Source organism: Stutzerimonas nosocomialis, from assembly GCF_005876855.1.
GTDB lineage: Bacteria > Pseudomonadota > Gammaproteobacteria > Pseudomonadales > Pseudomonadaceae > Stutzerimonas > Stutzerimonas nosocomialis.
Map to the genome: position 1 here is coordinate 31,548 of NZ_QLAE01000001.1, position 23,839 is coordinate 55,386.

Here is a 23,839-nt window from a genome sequence, read left to right on the forward strand (position 1 = left end):
GTATCCCATGAATTGACGAGCAGGCGGCCCGTCCACCGGTGCCGCGCCTGTTCGCCGCGAACGAGAAGATCAAGAAGGCATGGCAGCCACGCGTGTTGTTCCCCTGGTCGTATTAATTGGCGTGCTGGTCGGCGGCAGCTATTGGTGGCTGTCGCGTCCGGCGCCCGCTCCCGTGGCGGCCACCGGCGCCGTCCCGGTCACCCTGGCTCCGGTGACCCGTGGCGATGTCCCGGTGCTGCTGCGTGGCCTCGGCCGGGTACGCGCGCTGCGCAGCATCGAGGTTCGCCCGCAGGTGGACGGCACCCTCGTCGAATTGCCGGCCGCCGAAGGGCAGCGGGTGCGCAAGGGCGACCTGCTGGCGCGGATCGACGACCGCAGCATCGCCGCCGCGCTGCGCCAGGCCGAGGCCGAGCGTGACGTCACCCGCGCCGAACTGGACATCGCCCGCATCGACCTGCGCCGCTACGAGAACCTGGTCAAGGAGCGCGCCGCGCCGGCGCAGACCCTCGATCAGCAGAAGGCCCTGGTGGCGCGCCTGCAGGCGACCCTGGGCACCCGCGAGGCGGCCGTCGCGGCGGCCCGGGTGCAGCTGAGCTATACCCGTATCCATTCCCCCACCGATGGCCGCGTCGGCATTCGCAACGTCGACGAGGGCGCGCTGGTGCGCAGCGGCGACAGCCAGGGCCTGTTCTCGGTGGTGCAGACCGACCCGATCCATGTCGAGGCAACCCTGCCGCAGGCGCGCCTGCCCGAGCTGCAGCGCATCCTCGCGCAGAGTCCCGAGGCGCCGGTGGTGGCCTACCGTGAGGATGGCGGCGAGGCGATCGCCGAAGGCCGCCTGGAACTGATCGACAACCGGGTGGCGCTGGAGTCCGGCACCATTCGCGTCAAGGCGCGGTTCGACAATGCCGACGAGCGCCTGTGGCCGGACCAGTCGGTGGTGATGAGCCTGCAGGCGCGCCTGCTCGAAGGCGTGCTGAGCATTCCGCAGCGGGCGATCCGCCAGGGCGCCGAAGGCACCTTCGTCTGGCGCGTCGTCGAGGGCCAGGCGCAGCCGGTGCCGGTGCGGGTGGTCTACCAGACCGCCGACGAGGCCGTGGTCGAAGGGCTCGAGGCGGGCGAACAGGTGGTCACCGACGGCCAGTCGCGGTTGCGTCCCGGCATCGCCGTGCGCGAGGCCGACGAGCCGATCGCGGCGGGGGCCCACTGATGCAGACGCGCGGTTTCTACGCGCTGTGCATCGGCCATCCGATCGGTATCGTGCTGCTGGCGGTGGCGCTGCTGCTGTGCGGGGTGATCGCCTTCACCCGGCTGCCGTTGGCGCCGCTGCCCGAGGTGGACGCGCCCACCATCGAGGTCACCGCGCAGATGCCCGGCGCCAGCGCCGACACCATGGCCTCGTCGGTGGCGACACCCCTGGAGGTGCAGTTCAGCGCCATCCCCGGCATCGAGGACATGACCTCCACCAGCTCGCTGGGCCGGGTCGAGCTGATCCTGCAGTTCAACCTCGACAAGGACATCGACGCCGCCGCCCAGGAAGTCCAGGCCGCCATCAACGCGGCGTCTTCCCGGCTGCCGGCGGACCTGCCGGAGTTGCCGGTGTGGCGCAAGATCAACCCCGCCGACACCCCGATCATCATCCTCGCGGTCAGCTCGCAGACCCTGTCGCCCTATGAGGTCAGCGACCTGGCCGAGTCGGCCATCGCCCGCCAGCTGAGCCAGATCCAGGGCGTCGGCATGATCCGTCTCAACGGTCTGCAGCGCCCGGCGATCCGCATCCAGGCGCGGCCCGAGCGGCTCGCCGCGGCCGGCATCACCCTGGCCGACATTCGCAGCGCGGTGCAGGGCGCCAGCGGCAACCGGCCGACCGGCGCGCTGGTCGGCGAGTACCGCCTCTCCACCCTGAACAGCAACGGGCAACTGTTCGAGGCCTCCGACTACGCCGACCTGATCGTCGCCTACCGGGGCGGCGCGCCCGTCCGGCTCGGCGACGTGGCGAACGTCAGCCTCGGCTCGGAGAACGCCTACACCCAGGCCACGCCCAACGGCGTGCCCGGCGTCGCGGTGGTGATCCGTCGCCAGCCCGGCGCCAACATCGTCGCCACCGCCGAGGCGGTGATCGCCGCGCTGCCGGAACTCACCGCCGAGCTGCCGGCCGACCTCAAGGTGGAAGTGCTCAACGACCGTACCCGCACCATCCGTGCCTCGCTGCACGAGGCCGAGCTGACTCTGCTGATCGCTGTGGCGCTGGTGATCGGCATCATGGCGCTGTTCCTGCGCCAGTGGTCGGCGACGCTGGTGGTCTTCGCCGTGCTCGCCACCTCGGTGGTGGGCGCCTGCGCGGCGATGTACCTGTTCGGCCTGTCGCTGAACAACCTGACGCTGGTGGCGATCATCATCGCGGTGGGGTTCATCGTCGACGACGCCATCGTCGTGGTGGAAAACATCCACCGGCACCTCGAGCGCGGGGTCGGGCGGGTCCAGGCGGCCCTCGAGGGCATCCAGGAGATCGGCTTCACGGTGGTCTCCATCAGCCTGTCGCTGGTCGCGGTGTTCATCCCGCTGTTCTTCATGAGCGGCTACATCGGCCGGCTGTTTCGCGAGTTCGCCCTGGCCGCGACCTCGGCGATCCTGATCTCGGTGGTCATCTGCCTGACCCTGGCGCCAGCGTTGGCGGCGCTGTTCATGCAGCCGCTGCCACCGGGACACGGCCGTGGCGGGCTGATGGACCGGGTGATCGGGCGCTACGACCGGGCACTGGTCTGGGCGCTCGACCATCAGCGCATCACCCTCTCGGTGTTCGGCCTGTGCGTGCTGCTCAGCGTCGGTGGGTTCGTACTGATGCCCAAGGGCTTCTTTCCGCTGCAGGACACCGGTTTCATGAACGGCACGGTGCAGGCGTCGGCCGACATTTCCTACGAGGCGATGCAGGCCAAGAGCCGCCGGGTGGTGGAGATCCTGCGCAACGACCCGGACGTGATCGCCTTCAACGCCGACATCGGCAACGACGGTACCTACAGCCTGGGCGGCCTGGCGGTGGTGCTCAGCGACCCCGACGACCGCGAGGCGACGGTGGAGCAGATCATCGACCGGCTGCGGCCTCAGTTCGCCGCGATTCCGGACCTGCGGGTGACGCTGCGCGCGGCGCAGGACATCAACCTCGGTTCGCGCGCCTCGCGCGCCCAGTACCAGTACGTGCTGCGCAGCCGTTCGCTGGACGAGCTGGCGGTGTGGACGCCGCGCCTGACCGAGCGGCTGCAGGAGCATCCGCTGTTTCGCGACGTGAACACCGACCTGCAGTTCGACGCCGCGGTGACGCCGGTGCGCATCGACCGCGAGGCCGCGGCGCGCTATGGCTTCTCCGCCAGCGACGTGGACAACGCGCTCTATGACGCCTTCGGCCAGCGGCGCATCAACGAAATCCAGACGGAGGCCAACCAGTACCGCGTGGTGCTCGAACTCAGCCGCGCCCAGCGCCAGCAGGTCCAGAGCCTGGACCTGTTCCAGCTGCGCTCGCCGATCACCGGCGAGCTGGTGCCGCTGGGCACCTTCGCCACCGTCCAGCCGCAGCACGCCGCGCCGGTGAGCATCAACCACAGCGGCCTGCTGCCGTCGGCCAACATCTCCTTCAACCTCGCCGCGGGCGTGGCGCTGGGCGATGCGGTGGCGGTGCTGCGCCAGATCGAGCAGGACCTCGGCATGCCGGCCACCGTCGGCGGGCGTTTCAGCGGCGCGGCCCAGGCCTTCCAGCAGACCCTGGCTTCGCAGCCGCTGCTGATCCTGGCCGCGCTGGTGGCGGTCTACATCATCCTCGGGGTCCTCTACGAGAGCTTCATCCATCCGCTGACCATCCTCTCGACCATCCCTTCGGCCGGCCTCGGCGCTTTGCTGTTGCTGTGGCTGTGGGGCCTGGATTTCTCGATCATGGCGCTGATCGGGCTGATCCTGCTGATCGGCATCGTCAAGAAGAACGGCATCCTGCTGATCGACTTCGCGCTGCAGGCGCAGCGCCAGGGTATGACCCCGCGCGATGCGATCCACCAGGCCTGCCTGACGCGCTTCCGGCCGATTCTGATGACCACCCTGGCGGCGATGTTCGGGGCGTTTCCGCTGATGCTCGCCTTCGGCACCGGCGCCGAACTGCGCGAGCCGCTGGGCGTGGCGGTGGTCGGCGGGCTGATGCTGAGCCAGGTGCTGACGCTGCTCACCACGCCGGTCATCTACCTGATGATGGATCGCCATTTCCTCGCCGGCCGCCGTGAGGCGCAGGCCCGCGCCGCCGCAGGAGAACACGCATGAGGCTGCTGACCATGCTGTGCCTGGGGATGCTGCTGGCGGGCTGCGCGGCGCGCCAGGATCAGGAGCCACCGCCGCCGCCGGTGGACGACGCCCTGGTGGCGTTGCCGCTGCAATGGTGGGACGGGCTCGGTGATCCGACCCTGGCGCGGCTGGTGGAGCTGGCGCTGCAGGACAACCTCGACCTCGCCGTCGCCAGCCAGCGCATCCGCGAGCAGCGCGCCCTGCGCCGGCAGAGCAGCGGCGCGTTGTTCCCCAGCCTCTACGGCACCGGCCGGCACGAGAAGGGGCGGGGTCGTGATGGCCATGACGAGTCGTATTTCTATGGGCTGGACCTGGCCTGGGAGCTCGACCTGTTCGGCCGTCTGCGGGCGCTCGATCGCGCCGCGCAAGCCGGCCTGCAGGCCGCGCGCGCCGATTATCAGGCGCTGCGCCTGAGCCTGATCAGCGAGGTCGCGACGACCTACCTGCGCTACCGGCTGGCCCTGGCGCAGGCGCAGATCGCCGAGCGGGCCGCCGACAGCCAGGAGCAGGTGGCGCGCATCACCCGGGTCCGCTTCGATCAGGGCACCGCCAGCGGGCTGGATGTCGAGCGGTTCGACACCCAGGTCGCGATCACCCGCGCCGCGGTGCCCAGGGCGCGGGAACAGGCCGCCGCGGCACGCTACGCCCTGGGCTATCTGCTCAACCGCGAGCAGGCCGAGATCGACGCGCTGCTGGGGGTGGGCACCGAGTTGCCGGCCACGCCCGACGATGCGCAGCTGCTGGCGCTGTTCGAACTGCCGGCCAGCAGCCTGCGCGGGCGGCCCGATGTGCGCGCCGCCGAGTTGCGGGCGCAGGCCGCCGACGCATCGCTCGAGGCCGCCCGCGCGCTGCGTTTCCCGCAGCTGAGCCTGGGCGCCCTGGTGGGCGTCGAGCAGGGTGTTTCGGGCACCAGCTGGTCGCTCGGCGGCCAGGTGCTGCAGCCGATCTTCGACTTCGGTCTGATCCGCGCGCAGATCGAGGCCAGCGACGCGCAGCGCGAACAGGCGCTGCTCGGCTACCAGGCCACCGTCGGCCAGGCGCTGCGCGAGACCCGCAGTGCGATTTCGGCCTATTCCGAAGGGCTGGCCCGCCAGCGGCTGCTGGACGCCGCGATCCGCGCCTCGGCCAATGCCACCGATCTTGCCCGGCGCCAGTACGACGCCGGCACCGTCTCGCTGATCGAAGTGCTCGATGCCGAGCGCACCCAGTTCGAGGCCCAGCTCGACCAGGTGCAGGCCGCCGCCGACGTCGCGCTGCGCTGGGTGGAGATCTACCGCACCCTGGGCCTGGCGCCTCCGCTGCCCTGAGCGATCAGCCTTCCCCGCGTGGTCGGCCGGGCTCCAGGGCACGGCCCACGGCGTTGATCGCTGCGCGCTCGCCCTGCACGAAGCGGAAGAAGGTCTGCGCCACTGGCGAGAGGTGCTTGCCGCGCGGATAGGCCAGGCACCAGCTGCGCACCAGCGGCAATTCCTCCACCGGCAGCTCCACCAGTACCCCGGCCTGCAGTTCGTGGCGCACCGCATGGCGCGGCAGCAGCGCGACGCCCATGCCCGCCAGCACGCCTTCCTTCTGCGCCTCGAACGACGCGAGCTCCTCGGTAAGGGCGAAGTGCGCGCGCTTCTGGTGGCAGTACTCCTCGCAGGCCTTGCGCGTGCCGGAACCCTGTTCGCGAACCAGCAGCGGCCAGGCGGTGAGTGCCTGCAGGGTGAGCGAGGCTTGCGCGGTCGCCGGGTGTCCGGCGCGGGCCACCGCGACGATGGCGTTGTCCAGGAAGGGCAGGAACTCCAGCGCCAGGTCGGAGGGAATCTGGGTCATCACCAGCAGGTCGTCGCGGTTGGCGGTGACCCGCCGGACCGCCTCGGCGTGATTGACGACCACCAGTTGCAGGCTGACTTCCGGGTAACGGTCGCGAAACGCGGCGAACAGGTGTGGAAGGAAGTACTTGGCGCTCGACTCGATGGCCAGGCGCAGCTGGCCTTGCAGCGAGCCCTGCAGGTCGGAAAGCTGCATGTCGAGGCTCTCGAGCCGGCCGAAGATATCGCTGCTGGCGCGCCGCAGCGCCTCGGCGGCCTCGGTCAGGTAGAGCTTCTTGCCGACGTAGTCGAACAGCGGCTGGCCCACCAGCTCTTCGAGCTGACGGATCTGCAGGCTCACCGCCGGCTGGGTCAGCGACATCTCCAGCGCGGCGCGGCTGTAGGAGCGGCTGTCGCAGACGGCACGAAAGACCTGCAACTGGCGCAGGGTCAGGCGCAGCAGTGATTTGCGCACGGCTATCGGTCCTCGGAGAAGCGCGCTTGGAGCGCGTGTATAAGTAAATACTTATGCGCAGGCAAACAATTATTGATTTTCTTTAATCATGGGTAAAGGCGTAGTTTAAAACGCGACCCTGTCACTGATTGCGGTCACACAGCGACCCGAAATAACAACGATCCGAGGGCTTTCGCGTGATCAAGAAGCTACTGATCGCCAACCGTGGCGAGATCGCCGTGCGCATCGTGCGCGCTTGCGCCGAGATGGGCATTCGCTCGGTGGCGGTCTACTCCGAGGCCGACCGCATGGCGCTGCACGTCAAGCGTGCGGACGAGGCCTACCGCGTCGGCGAGGACCCGCTGGCCGGCTACCTCAACCCGCGCAAGCTGGTGAACCTGGCGGTGGAAACCGGTTGCGACGCGCTCCATCCCGGTTATGGATTCCTCTCCGAGAACGCCGAGCTGGCCGAGATCTGCGCCGAACGCGGGATTCGCTTCGTCGGGCCCAGCGCCGAGGTGATCCGCCGCATGGGCGACAAGACCGAAGCGCGGCGCAGCATGATCAAGGCCGGCGTGCCGGTCACGCCCGGCACCGAGGGCAATGTCGCGGACCTGGCCGAGGCGCTGGCCGAGGGCGAGCGCATCGGTTATCCGGTGATGCTCAAGGCCACCTCCGGCGGCGGCGGCCGCGGCATTCGCCGCTGCAACTCGCGCGCCGAGCTGGAGCAGAACTTCCCGCGGGTGATCTCCGAGGCGACCAAGGCCTTCGGCAGCGCGGAAGTCTTCCTGGAAAAATGCATCGTCAATCCCAAGCACATCGAGGCGCAGATCCTCGCCGACAGCCATGGCAACACGGTGCACCTGTTCGAGCGCGACTGCTCGATCCAGCGGCGCAACCAGAAGCTGATCGAGATCGCCCCGAGCCCGCAGCTCACCCCCGAGCAGCGCGCCTACATCGGCGATCTGGCGGTGCGCGCCGCCCAGGCGGTGGGCTACGAGAACGCCGGCACCGTGGAGTTCCTGCTCGCCGACGGCGAGGTGTACTTCATGGAAATGAACACCCGGGTGCAGGTCGAGCACACCATCACCGAAGAGATCACCGGGATCGACATCGTCCGCGAGCAGATCCGCATCGCCTCCGGCCTGCCGCTGTCGTTCAAGCAGGAGGACATCCAGTACCGCGGCTATGCGCTGCAGTTCCGGATCAACGCCGAGGACCCGCGCAACGGCTTTCTGCCCAGCTTCGGCAAGATCACCCGCTACTACGCCCCCGGCGGCCCCGGCGTGCGCACCGACACGGCGATCTACACCGGCTACACCATTCCGCCGTACTACGACTCCATGTGCCTGAAGCTGATCGTCTGGGCGCTGACCTGGGAAGAAGCCCTGGCTCGCGGCTCCCGGGCGCTGGACGACATGCGCGTGCAGGGCGTGAAGACCACCGCGACCTACTACCAGCAGATCCTCGCCGACCCGGACTTTCGCAGCGGCCGCTTCAACACCAGCTTCGTCGACGAACACCCGCAGCTGTTGAACTACTCGATCAAGCGCAAGCCCGGTGAACTGGCCCTGGCCATCGCCGCCGCCATCGCCGCCCATGCCGGCCTGTAGCCACCGGCCGATGAAGGAGCAGAACGAATGAACAAGAAAATCACGGTCACCGACACCATCCTGCGCGACGCCCACCAGTCGCTGCTGGCCACCCGCATGCGCACCGAGGACATGCTGCCGATCTGCGAGAAGCTCGACCGCGTCGGCTACTGGTCGCTGGAAGTCTGGGGCGGCGCCACCTTCGATGCCTGCGTGCGCTTTCTCAAGGAAGACCCCTGGGAGCGTCTGCGCCAGCTCAAGGCGGCGCTGCCCAACACCCGCCTGCAGATGCTGCTGCGCGGTCAGAACCTGCTCGGCTACCGGCACTACAGCGACGATGTGGTCGAGGCTTTCTGTGCCCGCGCGGCGCAGAACGGCATCGACGTGTTCCGCATCTTCGATGCGATGAACGACGTGAGAAACCTCGAAACCGCGATCCGCGCGGTGAAGAAGACCGGCAAGCATGCCCAGGGCACCATCGCCTATACCACGAGCCCGGTGCACACCACCGAGGCGTTCGTCGAGCAGGCGCGGACGATGGCGGCGATGGGTGTCGACTCCATCGCGATCAAGGACATGGCCGGCCTGCTGACCCCCTACGCCACCGGCGATCTGGTCAAGGCGCTCAAGGGCGCGCTGCCGGACATGGATGTCGTGGTGCATTCCCACGACACCGCGGGCGTGGCCAGCATGTGCCAGCTCAAGGCGCTGGAGAACGGCGCCGATCGCATCGACACGGCCATCTCCAGCATGGCCTGGGGCACCAGCCATCCGGGCACCGAGTCGATGGTCGCCGCGCTGCGCGGCACGCCCTACGACACCGGCCTGGACCTGGAGCTGCTGCAGGACATCGGCCTGTACTTCCATGCGGTGCGCAAGAAGTACCACCAGTTCGAGAGCGAATTCACCGGTGTCGACACCCGGGTGCAGGTCAACCAGGTGCCCGGCGGGATGATTTCCAACCTCGCCAACCAGCTCAAGGAGCAGGGCGCGCTGAACCGCATGAACGAGGTGCTGGCGGAAATCCCGCGGGTGCGCGAGGACCTCGGCTTCCCGCCGCTGGTGACGCCGACCTCGCAGATCGTCGGCACCCAGGCGTTCTTCAACGTGCTGGCCGGCGAGCGCTACAAGACCATCACCAACGAGGTGAAGCTCTACCTGCAGGGGCGCTACGGCAAGGCGCCCGGCGCGGTGAACGAGAAGCTGCGCCGCCAGGCCATCGGCGGCGAGGAGCTGATCGAGTGCCGCCCGGCCGACCTGCTCAAGCCCGAGCTCGACCGCCTGCGCGCCGAGGTTGGCTCACTGGCTGGCAGCGAGGAAGACGTGCTGACCTATGCCATGTTCCCCGACATCGGGCGCAAGTTCCTCGAGGAGCGCCAGGCCGGCACGCTGCAGCCCGAAGTGCTGCTGCCGATTCCCGATGGCAACGCGATCGCCGCTAATGCCGGCGGAGTGCCCACCGAGTTCGTCATCGACGTGCACGGCGAAAGCTACCGGGTCGACATCACCGGCGTCGGCGTCAAGGGCGAGGGCAAGCGCCACTTCTACCTGTCGATCGACGGCATGCCCGAGGAGGTGGTGTTCGAGCCACTCAACAACTACGTCGGCGGCGCCGACGGCGGGCGTCGGCAGGCCAGCGGGCCGGGAGACGTCAGCACCAACATGCCGGGCAACATCGTCGAGGTGCTGGTGGCCGAGGGCGATACGGTCAAGCCGGGCCAGGCCCTGCTGATCGCCGAGGCGATGAAGATGGAAACCGAAGTGCAGGCGCCGATCGCCGGCACGGTGAAGGCGATCCACGTGACCAAGGGCGACCGGGTGAACCCGGGCGAGACGCTGGTGGAAATCGTCGCCTGACCGGGCAGTCCCCCTGGGAGCCGCAAGGCTCCCTTTTTTGTGCGCGACGAAACGCACGTGCTTTGCCGGCCGCGGGCGTCGTCTAGCCTTGCAGCTGAACGATCATCAACGAACCGGAGGTATCGATGGGGCTGGACCCTGTAGTGCTGTTCTTTCTGTTCGGCCTGTTCGCCGGGCTGGTCAAGAGCGAACTGAAATTGCCGCCCGCGCTGTACGACACCCTCTCGATCCTGCTGCTGCTCGCCATCGGCCTGCACGGGGGCGTCGAGCTCGCCGAACAGGCCAGCGCGGCGCTGCTCGGCCAGTCGGCGCTGGTGCTGCTGCTCGGCTGCTGCCTGCCGTTGCTGGCCTTCCCGATGCTTCGCGCGCTGGGCTTCTCGCGGGTGGATTCGGCCAGCGTCGCGGCCCACTATGGTTCGGTCAGCGCCGGTACCTTCGCGGTGGTGGTGGCGTTCCTGCTGGCCAAGAACATCGCCTTCGAGAGCTACATGCCGCTGTTCGTGGCGATCCTGGAGATCCCGGCGATCCTGGTCGGCATCGTGCTGGCCAAGGGCATCAGCCGTGACACCAACTGGCGCGAGCTGGGCCGCGAGATCTTCCTCGGCAAGAGCATCATGCTGCTGCTCGGCGGGCTGATCATCGGGGCGATCGCCGGCAAGGAGGGCATCAAGCCGCTGGAGCCGTTCTACACCAGCATGTTCAAGCCGGTGCTGGCACTCTTCCTGCTGGAGATGGGGCTGATCGCCTCGGGCCAGCTCGGTTCGCTCAAGCGCTACGGGCTGCGCCTGGCGGCGTTCGGGCTGGGCATGCCGCTGCTCGGTGCGCTGATCGGCGCGGTGCTGGCGCGGTTGATGGGGCTGTCGCTGGGCGGCACGGCGATGCTCGCCACGCTCGCGGCGAGCGCTTCCTACATCGCCGTGCCGGCCGCGCTGCGCCTGGCGCTGCCGGAAGCCAATCCGTCGCTGTCGCTGACCGCGTCGCTGGGCATCACCTTTCCGTTCAACATCCTGATCGGCATCCCGCTGTACCTGGCGCTGGCCGAACAACTGATCGCCTGGGGGTTCTGACATGAGCGAGCACACCCGTACCCTGCTCACCGTGATCTGCGAGTCGGCGCTGGAATCCAGGCTGGTCGCCGAGCTCAAGCAGCTCGGCGCCCCGGGCTGGACGCTGTCCGACGCGCGCGGCTCGGGCAGCCGCGGCGTGCGCAGCGCCGAGTGGAACACCGAAGGCAACATCCGCCTGGAAGTGATCTGCAGCCGCGAGGTCGCCGAGCGCATCGCGCGGCACCTGCAGACCCGCTACTACGACCACTTCGCGATGGTCTGCTACCTCGCCCAGGTCGAGGTGCTGCGCCCGGCCAAGTTCTAGGGCTGCTCGTCGTCGCTTCGGGCGAAGCGCTGCAGGTCGTCCTGGCGGTACTGGACGAAGCCCGAGCGTTCGGCGATGCGCTCGTACAGGCGCATCGCCGTGGTGTTGGTCTCGTGGGTCAGCCAGTGCACCCGCGCGCAGCCGGCCCGCTGCGCCTCGGCGTAGACGTGTTCGATCAGGCGCCGACCGACGCCGCTGTCACGTACCGCCTTGGCGACGAACAGGTCCTGCAGGTAGCAGGAATCGCCGGTGGTCCAGCAGGAGCGGTGATAGATCCAGTGCACCAGACCGATCGCCTCGCCTTCGTGCCAGGCCAGCGCGGCGTGCATCGGCTCGCCCGCATCGAGGAAGCGCTGCCAGGTGCGTTCGCTGGTTTCGGGCGCGATGCTGGTCATGTAGAAGCGCTGGTAGGCCTGCCACAGGGGCATCCAGGCCTCATGATCGGCAGCGCTGGCAGGGCGGATCTCGACGGCAAGGGCGGTGGGCATGGCGAGCTCCTCTGATGGCAAGCCTCCATCGTGCGAGGCTTCATGCCGCGCCGCAAGCCTCCTGAGGCGTCCCGTCGCCTGTCGGCCGACGGGACGGAGACAGGTCAGAGCCCGCAGACGCTGCCGTCGCTGCGCGGGTCGGCGGCGCCTTCGATCACGCCGCTGGGGTGGCGCAGCAGCGCGCCGGCGTGACCCATGGTGTCGCTGAAGGCCTCGTCGAGCACATCGACCACGTGCCCGGCGGCGCGCAGTTGCGCGACCAGCTCGGCGGGGAAGCGGCTTTCCAGTTTCAGACTGGTGCTGACATCGCCCCAGGTGCGTCCCAGCAGCCAGCGCGGCGCGGTGATCGCGGCCTGCAGGTCGCTGCCCAGGCGGTAGCGGCTGAACACCGCCGCCTGGGTCTGTGGCTGGCCTTCGCCGCCCATGGTGCCGTAGCTCAGGGTGCGCCCGTCGTCGAACAGCGCCAGCGCCGGGTTGAGGGTGTGGAACGGCTTGCGCCCGGGCTCCAGCGCCTGCACCGCCGCCGGGTCCAGGGAAAAGCTGATGCCACGGTTCTGCCAGTTCACCCCGGTGTCGCGCAGCACCACGCCGGAGCCGAATTCCCAGTAGACGCTCTGGATGAAGCTGACCGCGCGGCCTTCGCCGTCGATGCAGCCCATCCAGATGGTGTCGCCCGGTGCCGCCGGGCGCGGCCAGGGCAGTGCCTGCGCCGGGTCCACCGCGGCGGCCAGTTCGTCGAGCTGCGCCGGGTCGAGAAAGCCCTGGGGATCGGCAGGCACCCGGCCCGGGTCGGTGACCACCCGGTCGCGGATCATGAACGCCTGTTTGGTCGACTCGACCAGGCCGTGGACATGGGCGAAGCTTTCGGCCTCGGCCACCTTCAGGCGCTCGAAGATGCCGAGGATCAGCAGCGAGGCCAGGCCCTGGGTCGGCGGTGGCATGTTGTAGAGCGTGGCGTCGGGCAGGCGCAGCCGCAGCGGCGTCACCACCTGGGCGCGGTAGCCCTGCAGGTCCGCCAGGCGCAGCGGGCTGCCGAGCCGTTCGAGCTCGGCGGCCATCGCGCGGGCCAGTTCGCCGCGGTAGAAATCGTCCAGCCCGGCGTTGGCGAGGCGTTCGAGGGTGGCGGCCAGGGCCGGCTGGCGCAGCAGGCTGCCTTCGTCCGGTACCTGGCCATCGACCAGGAAGGTCTCGGCGAAGCCTGGCACGTCGCGCAGTTCGTGCAGCTTGACCCGCTTGAGGTGCGCCTGGCTGCGGCTCACCACGATGCCGTCGCGGGCGCGGCCGATGGCGTCGGCCAGCAGATCGGCCAGGGGCAGCGCCTTGCCCCAGGGCGCCGCGACCTCCAGCGCCCTGGCCCAGCCGCCGATGGTGCCGGCGACGGTCAGCGCGGCCAGCGGCCCGCGCGAGGGGATCTGTTCGTGGCCGGCATAGAACTCGCGACTGGCCAGGGCGGCGCTCGGCCCGCAGGCGTCGATCGCCACCGGCGTCTTGCCCGGTTCGTGGATGAGCCAGAAGCCGTCGCCGCCGATGGCGTTCATGTGCGGATAGACGACCGCGATGGTGGCGGCGGCGGCGACCATCGCCTCCACCGCGTTGCCGCCAGCCTTGAGCACGTCACGGCCGGCTTGCGCGGCCAGGTGATGGGGCGCCACGAACAGACCGCGGGTGGCGTGGGTAGTCTTGAGCATGGTCGCTCCTCAGTTCGAAAAGGCGCCGATCAGCATGCGCGCGGCAGTGATGGCGAGAAACAGCGCGAACAGCCGCTTGAGCAGCTGGGCGTTGATCGCATGGGCGATGCGTGCGCCCAGCGGCGCGGTGAGCATGGTCATCGGCACGATCAGCGCCAGACCCAGCAGGTTGACGTAGCCCAGCGAGGCGGGCGGGCGCGCCGGCACGCCCAGGCCGTTGATCAGGTATGCCAGCGCCCCCGGGATGGAAATCACCACGCCGAGCGCGGCGCCGGTGCCCACCGCGATGTGCATGGGGGTGCGGAAGGCGCTCAGGGCCGGCACGCTGAGGGTGCCGCCGCCGATGCCCATCAGCGTCGAGACGGCGCCGATGAACAGGCCCAGCACGCCGGTGCCGAAGCGTCCGGGCAGGCCGTTGCGCAGGTCGAGGGTGCGCGGCAGGGCCATGTTCAGCGCCACCAGCAGCGCCACCACGCCGAAGATCGCCGCCAGCACCGGGCCGCTGAACACGCCGCTGAGCAGGCTGCCGATCAGCACGCCGATCAGGGTCGAGGGAATCAGCGGCTTGAGCAGTTCGGGCTTGAGCCCGCCGCGCCTGTGGTGCGCCCGCGCCGAGATGATCGAGGTGGGGATGATCGCCGCCAGCGAGGTGCCCACCGCGACGTGCATGCGTACCTCGGGGTCGATGCCGAGCAGCGTGAACAGGTGGTAGAGCACCGGGACGATGACGATCCCGCCACCGACGCCGAGCAACCCGGCGAGAATCCCGGCGACGGCGCCGGTGACCAGCAACGCGACGACCAGTCCGGCCAGCCAGGCCGGACTGTAGGCAGACAGAAATTCCATGGCGCCTCTCTTGTTGTTACCAGCCGATGGCTTTCGGTAGCCAGGTGGCAAGGGTGGGGAAGAAGAATACCAGCGCGACCGCGATCATCTGCAGGCCGACGAAGGGCAGCGCGCCGACGTAGATGTCGCGGGTGCGCACGCCCGGCGGCGCGACGCCCTTGAGGAAGAACAGCGCCCAGCCGAACGGTGGCGTGAGGAACGACATCTGCAGGTTCAGCGCCACCAGGATCGCCAGCCAGACCATGTCGGTACCGTAGCCGATGAACACCGGCAGGAACATCGGCAGGGCGATATAGGAAATCTCGATCCACTCGAGGAAGAACCCCAGCACGAACAGCAGCGCCATCAGGAACAGGATCGCCCCCAGCTCGCCGCCGGGCAGCAGGCCGAACAGGTCATGCACCAGCGCCTCGCCGCCCAGCCCGCGAAAAGCCAGGGAAAACGGCTGCGAGCAGAACAGGATCAGGAAGATCATCGCGCTGATGGTCAGGGTGCCATGCAGCGTCTGCTTGAGCGTGTCGCGGTTCAGCCGCCCGGCGCAGGCGGCGATCACCAGCGCCCCGAGGGCACCCATCGAGGCCGCCTCGGTGGGCGCGGCAACGCCGCCGATGATCGCGCCCAGCACCGCCACCACCAGCGCCAGCGGTGGCAGCACGGTGCGCGCCAGGTCCTTGAACAGTTGCTTGCGGCTGATGCTGGCGCGCTCCTCGGCGGGGATCGCCGGCACCCAGTCGGGGCGCAGCCAGCCGAGCAGCAGCATGTAGAGGATGTACACGCTGGCCAGCACCAGGCTCGGGACGAACGCGGCGGCGAAGATCGAGCCGACCGACTGGCCGAGGATGTCCGCCAGCAGGATCAGCACCAGGCTCGGCGGAATCACCTGGCCCAGGGTGCCCGAGGCGCAGATGGTGCCGCAGGCGACGCTCGGCTTGTAGCCGCGGCGCAGCAGTGCCGGCAGGGTCAGCAGGCCGACCGTGACCACGGTGGCGCCGACGATGCCGGTGGAGGCGCCGAGCAGCACGCCGACCAGCACGATCGCCAGGCCCATGCCGCCGTTGAGTCCGCCCATCGCCTTGCCGATGGTTTCCAGCATGTCCTCGGCGACCCGGGATTTCTCCAGCATCACGCCCATGAAGGTGAACAGCGGAATCGCCAGCAGCGTGTAGTTGCTGGCCACGCCGAACATCCGCGCCGGCAGCAGGCTGAACAGCATCGGGCCGAAGCCCACCAGCCCGGCGACGAAGCCGGAGACGGCCAGCGAGATCGCCACCGGCACCCCGACCATCATCATGCCGAAGAAGGCGAACACCATCAGGATCGCCAGCCATTCGTTGGGGCTCATGGCCGCACCTCCTGACGTTGCTGGGCGCCGAACAGGGCGCACAGCGCGCGCAGGGTGTCGGCCACGCCCTGCAGGCCGAGCAGGGCGAAGCCCAGCGGCAGGAAGGCCTTGATCAGAAACCGGTGCGGCAGCCCGCCCGGGTCCGGCGAGCCTTCGCCCATGCGGTAGGACTGCATCACGTAGCCCCACGCGACCCAGGCGATGAACAGCCCGATGGTGCAGGTGGCGATGCCGCTGAACAGGTCGATGGCGGCGCGCAACCGGTTGCCGAAGCGCTCGTAGAGAAAGTCCACGCGCACGTCGGCGCGGTGCTTGAGGGTGTAGGAAATGCCGAGCAGGGCGATCGGCGAGATCAGGTACCACTCCAGCTCCTGCAGCGCCACCGGGCTGATGTCCAGCAGGTAGCGCATCAGCACGTTGCCGGAGACCAGCAGCACCAGCAGCAGCACGCACAGGCGTGCCACCGCGCCGATCGCCTCGACCAGACCCTCCAGGCGATTGATGACCGACAGCAAGGTTATACCCCCAGGTCCATGAAGCCTTTTTCACCGGTCCCCGACCAGGAGGCGTACTTGCCGCGGAAGGCCATGAAATGGTCGTGCACCTTGCGCGTCGCCGGGTCGGCGGCGGCCATGCTGGCCAGGGTGTCGGCGGTCACTTCGCGCAGGCGGGTGACGATTTCGCCGGGCAGGGGCTTGGCGATCACGCCCTCGTTGTTGACCAGGTCCTCGAGCGCGTCGGCGTTGACCGCGTCGGACCAGGCCCAGCTCTCGTTGTTGCAGGCCTGGGCGCAGACCCGCACGATCGCCTGCAGGTCGGCCGGCAGGCTGTCCCAGGCCTTCTTGTTGATGATCAGCTCGGTGACGTTGGTCGGCTCGTGCCAGCCGGTGGTGTAGTAGTTCTTCGCCGCCTTGTGCAGGCCCATGCGACGGTCCTGATAGGGGCCGACGAATTCGGCGGCGTCGATCACCCCGCGCTCGAGCGCCGGGAAGATCTCGCCGCCGGGCAGCAGGCGCACGGCCACGCCGAGCTCGCTGTAGACCTTGCCGGCCAGGCCGGGGATGCGCATCTTCAGGCCCTTGAGGTCGCCGACGCTTTCGAGCGGCTTGCGGAACCAGCCGGTCATCTGGGTGCCGGTGTTGCCCATCGGCATCGGCACCAGGCCGTGGGGTTCGTAGAGTTCTTCCCAGAGCTTGAGGCCGCCGCCGTTGTACAGCCAGGCGTTCATGCCCTGGGTGTTCATGCCGAAGGGCACGGCGGTGAAGTACTGCGCCGCGGGAATCTTGCCGGCCCAGAAGAAGGCGTTGGCCGCATTCATTTCCACCAGGCCGCTGGAGACCGCATCGAAGCCTTCCAGGGCGGGAATCAGCTCGCCGGCGGCGAAGTGCTGGATCTTCAGGCGGCCGCCGGACATCGCCTCGACGCGCTTGCAGAAGTCGGTCGGGCTGCCCGGGCCCTGCACGTAGAACGGCGAGCCGGGGGCGTAGGCATTGGTCATCTTCCAGTTGAAGGTCTTGCCGTCGGCGGCGCTGACGATGGACGGGGCGCCGAGGGCCAGGCCCGCGCTGGCAGCGGCTCCGGCGCCGAGGAATTTACGTCGGTTGAGGCTCATGCTGATCTCCCTGTGCACTTGTGCGTCGAAAAGCGCGTTGGCTGTCGGTTGTAAAGTCGTGCGCAAGGGCCAGAGCAACCGGCATGCCAGTTGCGGATTGAATATAACTTATTGAAAGATAAAGATTATTTCCGATTTAACGCTTTCCTGCGGTGCCCTCGTTTCGCGCGCCCGGAGGTGTCGGGCCGGCCCCGGGGCCTGACGAAAAGCAAGAAAAGCGGGCGTTTGGCATACATCTGTCAGCGGCGGGTGACGTGACGGCGCTCATTCGTCCCGCTGGCGGGCGCATCCGGTGCAGATGTCATCCCTGCACCATTGCGTACCGCCGTGGCACGGATAAGAGGCGCCCGCGCTTCACAGGCGTGCGCCGCCACGGCGATGCTTGACCCGTGTCATCAGCGTCTTGCAGTCGACGCTGAGGATCTCCGGGTGGTTGAAGATGTGCTCGCGCACGAAGGCGTCGAAGGTCTCGTAGCTGTCGGTCAGGGTGTGGATGTGCAGGCTTCGCAGGTCACTCATGATGTACAGGCTGACCACCTCGAGCGTCGAGGCCAGGCGCTGCGCGACCGCCTCGATGGCGCTGGGCGCGACGGTCAGGTCGATGAAGGTGGAGATGCCCTTGCCGAGCTTTTCCGGGTCCACCACGGCGGTGAATCGCTCGATTACGCCGCTGTCGACCAGGGCCTGGACGCGGGTACGGGCATGGGCGCGGGAGATGTTCAGTTGCCGGGCGATTTCGGCGAACGAGGTGCGCGAATCCTTGATCAGGATGTTCAGCAGGGCATTGTCGAGCTTGTTCATGGGGACCTTCCGGATGCAGGTCCCCAAGGGATGCGCAGGGCATGCCAACTCGCCCCCGCATCCGCACGCTTGTCTCAGTCGCGCATTTCCCCGCACAGGTCGCGGCTCATCCAGTGCTCGACCTCGGACTGGGAAAGCCCCGCGCCGAGCAGGGCGAACAGCTTGCCCAGCGCCGCCTCGCGGGTCATCCCGCCGGCCGAGACCAGGCCGGTCTGCAGCAGCCGGCTGCCGGCGGCATAGACGCCGAACTCGATGTGGCCCTGGGGGCACTGGCTGATCGCGGCCAGCACCACGCCGCGGGCATGGGCCTCTTCGAGCACGGCGAGCAGCTGTGCATCGCTGGACGGCCCGGTGCCGCTGCCGTAGCACTCGAGTAGCAACCCCTGCACGCCGCTGTCGATCAGCGCGCGCAGGTGCGCGGCCCGCAGGCCCGGATAGAAGGGCTGCAGCGCGATGTTCACCGGCTGGCGCGGGTGGCGGTAACCCAGCGTGGGCGGCAGCGCTTCGGCCGCCTCGGCCTGGCGCCGACGCGGCAGCACCTGGAACGCATCGAAGGCGTCGCTGCGCAGCTTGGAGCAGCGCGCGCCGTGCATCAGCTGCCCATCGAAGTACAGGTGCACGCCCGGCGCGACGCCCGCCTGCAGCGCCTGCATGGCGCCGAACAGGTTCGGCCAGGCATCACCGCCGGGCACGCCGGCCGGCTGCATCGAGCCGGTCAGCACCACCGGCACCGGCAGGCCGAGCAGCAGGAAACTCAGGGCGGCGGCGCTGTAGGCCAGGGTGTCGGTGCCGTGCAGCACCAGCACGGCGTCGCAGCCGTCCTGCTCGACGGCCGCGACGATGGCGTCGCGCTGGGCCAGCGAGTGCTGCTGGGTGAGGTCGGCGCTGTCGATCAGCGGCAGCAGCTCGCGAAAGATCCAGGGCGGCAGACGCAGGGCCGGCTCCTCGGCCTGGCGGGCGCGCAGGCGCGCCTCGAAGCCGGACGCCGGCGCCAGGCCGGTCGCGCTCATCTGCATGCCAATGGTGCCGCCGGTGTAGAGCACCAGCAGTTTTTCAGGTGCGGCCATACGGGACTCCGTCGACGGTCGGGCGAGAAAAAGGGGGCTAGCTGGTTGCGCCCCCTTTACCGATGATCAGCGCTGCTGCGCCTGGGCATCGAGCCCGGATGGCGGGTTGGCCTTGGCGTTGGGCCATACCGACGCGTCGAGATCCAGGTCGGAGAAGTTGCTGGCGTCGAAGACCGGCGACTTCACGCCGGCCTTCACCTGGCTGTCGTAGTCGCGCATCAGGCGCAGCCCGACCTTGAACAGCAGCGCCAGGGCGACCAGGTTGGCGATCGCCAGCAGGCCCATGGTGACGTCGGCGAAGGCGAACACCGTGCCCAGGTCCTGCACCGAGCCCCACAGCACGAGGAGGATCACCAGGACGCGGTAGACCACGACCGGGCCGCGCTTCTGGCTGAAGAAGCCCAGCGCGTTCTCGCCCAGGTAGTAGTTGTAGATCAGGGTGGTGAAGACGAACAGCAGCAGCGCCAGGCTGACGAACACGCGGCCCCACTCGCCGACCACGCTGGCCACGGCGGTCTGGGTCAGCACCACGCCGGCGACGTCCATGCCCGGCTGGTAGACGCCGGCGAGCAGGATGATCAGGGCGGTGCAGGTGCACAGGATGAGGGTATCGATGAACACGCTGAGCGACTGCACGATGCCTTGCGCGACCGGGTGCTTGACCTCGGCCACGGCCGCGACGTTCGGCGCGCTGCCCAGGCCCGCCTCGTTGGAGAACAGGCCGCGCTTGACGCCCATGATGATCGCCGCGCCGATGCCGCCGGCGAAGGCCGGCTCCAGGCCGAACGCGCTCTTGACGATCAGCGCCAGGGTCGCCGGTACCTCGGTCAGGTTCATGCCGATCACCAGTACCGCCAGACCGATGTAGGCGAAGGCCATCAGCGGTACCAGGACATCGGCGAAGCTGGCGATGCGCTTGATGCCGCCGAAGATGATCACGCCGATCACCGCCGTCAGGATCAGGCCGCTGACCAGGGTCGGTACGCCGAAGGTGTCGTGCAGCGAGCTCGCCACGGTGTAGGACTGCACCGCGTTGAAGCCGAAACCGAAGGTCACCAGCAGCAGGATCGACACCAGGATGCCCAGCCAGCGCTGGCCGAGGCCGTGCTGGATGTAGAAGGCCGGGCCGCCGCGGTAGCCGCCGTCGGGTTCGCGGCGCTTGTAGAGCTGCGCCAGTGCGCATTCGAAATAGCTGGTGGCCATGCCGACGAGGGCCACCACCCACATCCAGAAGACCGCGCCGGGGCCGCCGAGCATGATCGCCACCGAAACCCCGGCGATGTTGCCGGCACCGACGCGTCCGGCCACCGAGAGCATCAGGGCCTGGAACGAGCTCAACTGGCCCGGCTGTCGCTGCAAGGCTTCGCCGAAGATGCGGAACATGCTGGCGAAGTAGCGGAATTGGACGAAGCGCGAGACGACGGTGAAGATCAGGCCGAGGCCTATCAGCATCACGATCAGCAGCTTGCTCCAGATGAGGTCGTTGAGAAGATCGAGCATGGGTCTTTCTCTTTTTGTTCTGGTGGATGGCGGGCGCCGCCGCGCGGCGGGCCACATGGTTGGCGAAGGCGGCGGTCCGGTGCAATTTCGCAGCTCGCATCGACCTGATGCGAGTTGATGCTAGAATCGCGTCACTCGCATCATTCTGGACGACCACGTGTCCGATTCGCTGGGCCCCAACCTCAAGCTCCTCTGCAGCCATTACCGCTCGATCGCCGAGGTCTGTCGCAAGCTGGCGCTCAACCGTGCCCAGTTCAACCGCTACCTGGCCGGGCAGAGCAGACCCACCGCGCACAACCTCAAGCGTATCTGCGATTTCTTCGGCGTCGAGCCGCATGAGCTCGGCCTGCCGAACGAGCAGTTCGCCCGTCTGATCGGCGCGCGGGGCAGCGACACGCAGTTGCCGTCCGGTGCGGACCCGCTGCTGGAACTGTTCGCCCCGCTGCGCGAACACGCCAGCTCGCTGGAGCGCTACTGCGGCTACTATTTCGAATATTCCAACTGCCTGTCGGTTCCGGGCCAGGTCCTGCTGTCGCTGGTGCACCTGCGCGAGGAGCGCGGTGGCTACGTCTTCGAGCGGCAGGAGCGCCAGGAGCGACCGCGCGACGGCACCGCCGAGGACTGGGTGCGCTGCCGCTACCTGGGCGCTGCCTTCTACCTGCAGGACCGGCTGTTCCTGGTCGACTACGAGTCGCTGACCGGCAACGAGATGAGCCAGACCATCCTCATTCCCAGCTTCAAGAGCCGCATCACCCGGCTCAACGGGCTCAAGTCCGGCGTTTCCAGCGGCGACCGCCGCACGCCGGCCTGCACCCGGGTGGTCTGGGAATACCTGGGCCGGGAGATCAACCGGGTCAACGCCTACCGCCAGGTGATGCTCTACGCCCCGGACGATCCCCGCCTGGACGACGACATCCGCCAGCGCCTCGGCGGCGTCGCCCTGCGCAACGGGCTGTTCGAGATCGAGTGAGGCGTCGGTGATGGCGAGCGCCGATGCCGTCGCGCCCGCGCAATGCGCTCAGTCGAGCCGGTTCATCCGCTCGGCGAGTTCGCGGTCGCGCGGGTTCGCGGAGGCGGCCAGCCCGTCGCGAACCCCGGCGCGATCGGCGGCGTCGCGGTTCTGGCCGAGCTTCCATTTGCCGTCCAGGCGGGCGATCGGCAGGGCGAAGCCGACGATGGCCCGCAGCATGGTGTCGAGGTAGTCGCGGGGCGCGTCGTCGACCGACCAGGGCTTGGCCTGCGCCGCCTCGTGGCGCTCGCTCAGGCGGCTCACCAGCTGGCGCAGGCGCTCGGGGTCGGTGAACACCTCGGCCCGGCCCCGCGCATGCACGGCGATGTAGTTCCAGGTCGGCACCACCTTGCCGTGCTCGGCCTTGGCCGGATACCAGCCGGGATGCACGTAAGCGTCCGGGCCGCTGAACACCACCAGCGCTTCGCTCCCCTCGGCCAGGTCCCGCCAGTGGGGATTGGCGCGGGCGAAGTGGCCATAGAGCGTGCCGAGTTCCCCTTCGTCGGGTACCAGCAGCAGCGGCAAGTGGCTGGCCATCAGCCCCTGGCTGCCGCTGCTGGTGAGCAGGGCCAGTCCGGTGTCGTCGATCAGGGCGTGGAGCTGGGCGAGGTCGGTCTGGCGAAAGGCGGAGGGTAGGTACATGGGCTTCTCCTGGGGATGACCCATGCTAGGCAAAGCGCCGGCTGCTGGTAAGGCTTTCTTCGGTGCGACCGGCCCGCCATCGGGTTCGCAGCCCCAGACAGCAAAACGCCCCGTGGACCGAGGTCGCACGGGGCGTCGGGACGACCCTAGGGTGTCACGGCTTGTTGACGCTGTTGTAGATGTCGCTGTCGATTTCGTTCTCGCTGCGCCCGATCAGGGTGGCGGTCATCAGGTCGCCGGCGACGTTGACCGTGGTGCGGGCCATGTCGAGGATGCGGTCGATTCCGGCGATCAGCGCCACGCCTTCGATCGGCAGGCCGACGGAGGTCAGCACCAGGCTCAGCATGATCAGTCCGGCGCCGGGGATGCCGGCGGTGCCCACCGAGGCGAGCGTGGCGGTGAGGATGATCATCAGGTACTGGCCGGCATTGAGGTCGACGCCGAAGGCCTGGGCGATGAACAGCGCCAGCACGCCCTGGTAGATCGCGGTGCCGTCCATGTTGATGGTGGTGCCGACCGGCAGCACGAAGCCGGCCACGCCCTGGGACACGCCGAGGTTCTTGCGCGCGCACTCGATCGAGATCGGCAGGGTGCCCGAGCTGCTCGAGGTGCTGAAGGCCACCGCCAGCGCCGGCGCGATGCCGCGGAAGAAGCGCAGCGGGCTCAGCCGTGCCAGCAGCGCGAGCAGGCCGCCGTAGACACAGAGCACATGGACGATGCTGGCGAGGTAGATCACCCCGATGACGCCGGCCAGCGGCAGCAGCACTTCGGCGCCGTGGCTGCCGACGACACCCGCGGTCAGGGCGAAGACGCCGAACGGCGCGAGGCGCATCACCAGGTCCGTGAGCTTGTAGAAGGCTTCGGCCAGGCCGTCGAACAGGCGCGTCACCGGGGCGGCCTTCTCGCCGACCAGGTTGAGGCTCACGCCCAGGGCGATGGCGAAGACGATGATCTGCAGGATGTTGCCTTCGGCGAAGGCAGTCACCGGATTGGTCGGCACCAGCCCGACCAGGATGCTGATCAGCGAGGGCGCCTGCTTGGCCTCGGTCTCCGCGCTGGCAACCATGTTCATGCCCTCCCCAGGGGTGAACAGTGCGCCGAACAGCAGGCCGATGGTCACCGCGAACGCGGTGGTCACCAGGTAGATGAGGATGGTCTTGATGCTGATCCGGCCGAGCTTGGCGCTGTCCTGCATGGAAGTGATGCCGGCCACCAGCGAGACGAATACCAGCGGCACGATGAGCATCTTGATAGCGTTGAGGAACAGCGTGCCGATCGGCGCGAGGACCAGCGCGTCGGCCTTGAAGACGATGCCGGTGCCGATGCCGAGCGCGAGGCCGATGAGGATCTGCTGCCACAGGGCCAGGCGTCCGAGCAGGCGCAGCGGAGCGGGAAGGGTGGTGCTCTGAGTCATGGTTCTACCGTTGTTGTTTTGGGCGGGCCGCCCGAAGGGGCCC

At 68.6% G+C, this 23,839-nt stretch carries 20 protein-coding genes; 8 read left to right on the forward strand and 12 right to left on the reverse strand.

Features of this window, described 5'->3' with window-relative positions; translation table 11 throughout:
* Window positions 1–79 precede the first annotated feature (79 nt).
* Genes DN824_RS00125 through DN824_RS00135 form a run of 3 tightly spaced genes read left to right on the forward strand, consistent with a single transcriptional unit; the run spans window position 80 to window position 5,627 of the window.
* Entirely contained in the window at window positions 80–1,210 is a 1,131-nt protein-coding gene (locus DN824_RS00125) for an efflux RND transporter periplasmic adaptor subunit (RefSeq protein WP_138406356.1), read from the forward strand.
* Window positions 1,210–4,299, forward strand: a complete 3,090-nt coding sequence (locus DN824_RS00130) for an efflux RND transporter permease subunit (protein WP_138406357.1) — start codon at window positions 1,210–1,212, stop codon at window positions 4,297–4,299. The genes DN824_RS00125 and DN824_RS00130 overlap by 1 nt, the downstream gene beginning before the upstream one ends.
* Window positions 4,296–5,627, forward strand: a complete 1,332-nt coding sequence (locus DN824_RS00135; RefSeq protein WP_138406358.1) for a TolC family protein — start codon at window positions 4,296–4,298, stop codon at window positions 5,625–5,627. The genes DN824_RS00130 and DN824_RS00135 overlap by 4 nt, the downstream gene beginning before the upstream one ends.
* 4 nt (window positions 5,628–5,631) lie before the next feature.
* On the opposite strand, the gene DN824_RS00140 is transcribed toward DN824_RS00135, so the two are convergent.
* Complete coding sequence (locus DN824_RS00140) at window positions 5,632–6,588, reverse strand: LysR family transcriptional regulator (protein ID WP_138406359.1); 957 nt, start codon at window positions 6,586–6,588, stop codon at window positions 5,632–5,634.
* Between the two features lie 176 nt (window positions 6,589–6,764).
* On the opposite strand from DN824_RS00140, the gene DN824_RS00145 reads away from it, so the two are divergent.
* The 4 genes from DN824_RS00145 to DN824_RS00160 all read left to right on the forward strand — a co-directional run bounded on the left by DN824_RS00145 (window position 6,765) and on the right by DN824_RS00160 (window position 11,387).
* Window positions 6,765–8,180 (forward strand): acetyl-CoA carboxylase biotin carboxylase subunit, encoded by a 1,416-nt coding sequence (locus DN824_RS00145; protein ID WP_138406360.1) that lies wholly within the window; start codon window positions 6,765–6,767, stop codon window positions 8,178–8,180.
* Between the two features lie 27 nt (window positions 8,181–8,207).
* A complete protein-coding gene (oadA, locus tag DN824_RS00150) occupies window positions 8,208–10,016 on the forward strand; it encodes a sodium-extruding oxaloacetate decarboxylase subunit alpha (protein WP_138406361.1) in 1,809 nt (602 codons plus the stop codon).
* 125 nt (window positions 10,017–10,141) lie between these two features.
* On the forward strand, window positions 10,142–11,083 hold the full coding sequence (locus tag DN824_RS00155; protein ID WP_138406362.1) for a sodium-dependent bicarbonate transport family permease: 942 nt from the start codon (window positions 10,142–10,144) through the stop codon (window positions 11,081–11,083).
* Window position 11,084: 1 nt separating this feature from the next.
* Window positions 11,085–11,387: a P-II family nitrogen regulator gene (locus DN824_RS00160; RefSeq protein ID WP_138406363.1), complete on the forward strand. Its 303-nt coding sequence runs from the start codon at window positions 11,085–11,087 to the stop codon at window positions 11,385–11,387.
* Here the strand turns inward: DN824_RS00160 and DN824_RS00165 are convergent.
* The 9 genes from DN824_RS00165 to DN824_RS00205 all read right to left on the reverse strand — a co-directional run bounded on the left by DN824_RS00165 (window position 11,384) and on the right by DN824_RS00205 (window position 20,731).
* A complete protein-coding gene (locus DN824_RS00165) occupies window positions 11,384–11,875 on the reverse strand; it encodes a GNAT family N-acetyltransferase (RefSeq protein WP_138406364.1) in 492 nt (163 codons plus the stop codon). The genes DN824_RS00160 and DN824_RS00165 overlap by 4 nt on opposite strands.
* A 104-nt stretch (window positions 11,876–11,979) precedes the next feature.
* On the reverse strand, window positions 11,980–13,563 hold the full coding sequence (locus DN824_RS00170) for a gamma-glutamyltransferase family protein (protein WP_138406365.1): 1,584 nt from the start codon (window positions 13,561–13,563) through the stop codon (window positions 11,980–11,982).
* 9 nt (window positions 13,564–13,572) lie between these two features.
* The gene (locus DN824_RS00175) at window positions 13,573–14,409 is read right to left on the reverse strand and encodes a sulfite exporter TauE/SafE family protein (RefSeq protein WP_138406366.1); all 837 of its coding nucleotides are present in this window, start codon (window positions 14,407–14,409) and stop codon (window positions 13,573–13,575) included.
* Window positions 14,410–14,425: 16 nt separating this feature from the next.
* Entirely contained in the window at window positions 14,426–15,751 is a 1,326-nt protein-coding gene (locus DN824_RS00180; protein ID WP_138406367.1) for a TRAP transporter large permease, read from the reverse strand.
* Window positions 15,748–16,266, reverse strand: a complete 519-nt coding sequence (locus DN824_RS00185; protein WP_138406368.1) for a TRAP transporter small permease subunit — start codon at window positions 16,264–16,266, stop codon at window positions 15,748–15,750. Before DN824_RS00185 ends, DN824_RS00180 begins: the two co-directional genes overlap by 4 nt.
* 2 nt (window positions 16,267–16,268) lie before the next feature.
* Window positions 16,269–17,363, reverse strand: a complete 1,095-nt coding sequence (locus DN824_RS00190) for a TRAP transporter substrate-binding protein (protein ID WP_138406369.1) — start codon at window positions 17,361–17,363, stop codon at window positions 16,269–16,271.
* A 354-nt stretch (window positions 17,364–17,717) separates the two neighbouring features.
* Window positions 17,718–18,164 carry an Lrp/AsnC family transcriptional regulator gene (locus tag DN824_RS00195; RefSeq protein ID WP_138406370.1) on the reverse strand — a complete coding sequence of 149 codons (447 nt, stop codon included), beginning with the start codon at window positions 18,162–18,164 and terminating at the stop codon, window positions 17,718–17,720.
* Window positions 18,165–18,238: 74 nt separating this feature from the next.
* On the reverse strand, window positions 18,239–19,231 hold the full coding sequence (locus DN824_RS00200; protein WP_138406371.1) for an asparaginase: 993 nt from the start codon (window positions 19,229–19,231) through the stop codon (window positions 18,239–18,241).
* A gap of 66 nt (window positions 19,232–19,297) precedes the next feature.
* Window positions 19,298–20,731, reverse strand: a complete 1,434-nt coding sequence (locus tag DN824_RS00205; RefSeq protein WP_138406372.1) for an alanine/glycine:cation symporter family protein — start codon at window positions 20,729–20,731, stop codon at window positions 19,298–19,300.
* A 157-nt stretch (window positions 20,732–20,888) separates the two neighbouring features.
* Between DN824_RS00205 and DN824_RS00210 the strand changes: the two genes are divergently transcribed.
* On the forward strand, window positions 20,889–21,701 hold the full coding sequence (locus DN824_RS00210) for a helix-turn-helix domain-containing protein (RefSeq protein WP_138406373.1): 813 nt from the start codon (window positions 20,889–20,891) through the stop codon (window positions 21,699–21,701).
* Between the two features lie 48 nt (window positions 21,702–21,749).
* On the opposite strand, the gene DN824_RS00215 is transcribed toward DN824_RS00210, so the two are convergent.
* Together DN824_RS00215 and DN824_RS00220 are read right to left on the reverse strand one after the other, a co-directional pair.
* Window positions 21,750–22,382, reverse strand: a complete 633-nt coding sequence (locus DN824_RS00215) for an FMN-binding negative transcriptional regulator (RefSeq protein ID WP_138406374.1) — start codon at window positions 22,380–22,382, stop codon at window positions 21,750–21,752.
* Window positions 22,383–22,536: 154 nt separating this feature from the next.
* Window positions 22,537–23,796 (reverse strand): dicarboxylate/amino acid:cation symporter, encoded by a 1,260-nt coding sequence (locus DN824_RS00220; protein WP_138406375.1) that lies wholly within the window; start codon window positions 23,794–23,796, stop codon window positions 22,537–22,539.
* Window positions 23,797–23,839: the final 43 nt, after the last annotated feature.

Coding starts and splice junctions, on each gene's coding strand:
- DN824_RS00175 (WP_138406366.1), bottom strand. CDS start 14,409: ATGGAATTTCTGTCTGCCTACAGTCCGGCCTGGCTGGCCGGACTGGTC.
- DN824_RS00215 (WP_138406374.1), bottom strand. CDS start 22,382: ATGTACCTACCCTCCGCCTTTCGCCAGACCGACCTCGCCCAGCTCCAC.
- DN824_RS00130 (WP_138406357.1), top strand. CDS start 1,210: ATGCAGACGCGCGGTTTCTACGCGCTGTGCATCGGCCATCCGATCGGT.
- DN824_RS00205 (WP_138406372.1), bottom strand. CDS start 20,731: ATGCTCGATCTTCTCAACGACCTCATCTGGAGCAAGCTGCTGATCGTG.
- DN824_RS00195 (WP_138406370.1), bottom strand. CDS start 18,164: ATGAACAAGCTCGACAATGCCCTGCTGAACATCCTGATCAAGGATTCG.
- DN824_RS00125 (WP_138406356.1), top strand. CDS start 80: ATGGCAGCCACGCGTGTTGTTCCCCTGGTCGTATTAATTGGCGTGCTG.
- DN824_RS00135 (WP_138406358.1), top strand. CDS start 4,296: ATGAGGCTGCTGACCATGCTGTGCCTGGGGATGCTGCTGGCGGGCTGC.
- DN824_RS00155 (WP_138406362.1), top strand. CDS start 10,142: ATGGGGCTGGACCCTGTAGTGCTGTTCTTTCTGTTCGGCCTGTTCGCC.
- DN824_RS00180 (WP_138406367.1), bottom strand. CDS start 15,751: ATGAGCCCCAACGAATGGCTGGCGATCCTGATGGTGTTCGCCTTCTTC.
- DN824_RS00200 (WP_138406371.1), bottom strand. CDS start 19,231: ATGGCCGCACCTGAAAAACTGCTGGTGCTCTACACCGGCGGCACCATT.
- DN824_RS00165 (WP_138406364.1), bottom strand. CDS start 11,875: ATGCCCACCGCCCTTGCCGTCGAGATCCGCCCTGCCAGCGCTGCCGAT.
- DN824_RS00160 (WP_138406363.1), top strand. CDS start 11,085: ATGAGCGAGCACACCCGTACCCTGCTCACCGTGATCTGCGAGTCGGCG.
- DN824_RS00220 (WP_138406375.1), bottom strand. CDS start 23,796: ATGACTCAGAGCACCACCCTTCCCGCTCCGCTGCGCCTGCTCGGACGC.
- oadA (WP_138406361.1), top strand. CDS start 8,208: ATGAACAAGAAAATCACGGTCACCGACACCATCCTGCGCGACGCCCAC.
- DN824_RS00190 (WP_138406369.1), bottom strand. CDS start 17,363: ATGAGCCTCAACCGACGTAAATTCCTCGGCGCCGGAGCCGCTGCCAGC.
- DN824_RS00170 (WP_138406365.1), bottom strand. CDS start 13,563: ATGCTCAAGACTACCCACGCCACCCGCGGTCTGTTCGTGGCGCCCCAT.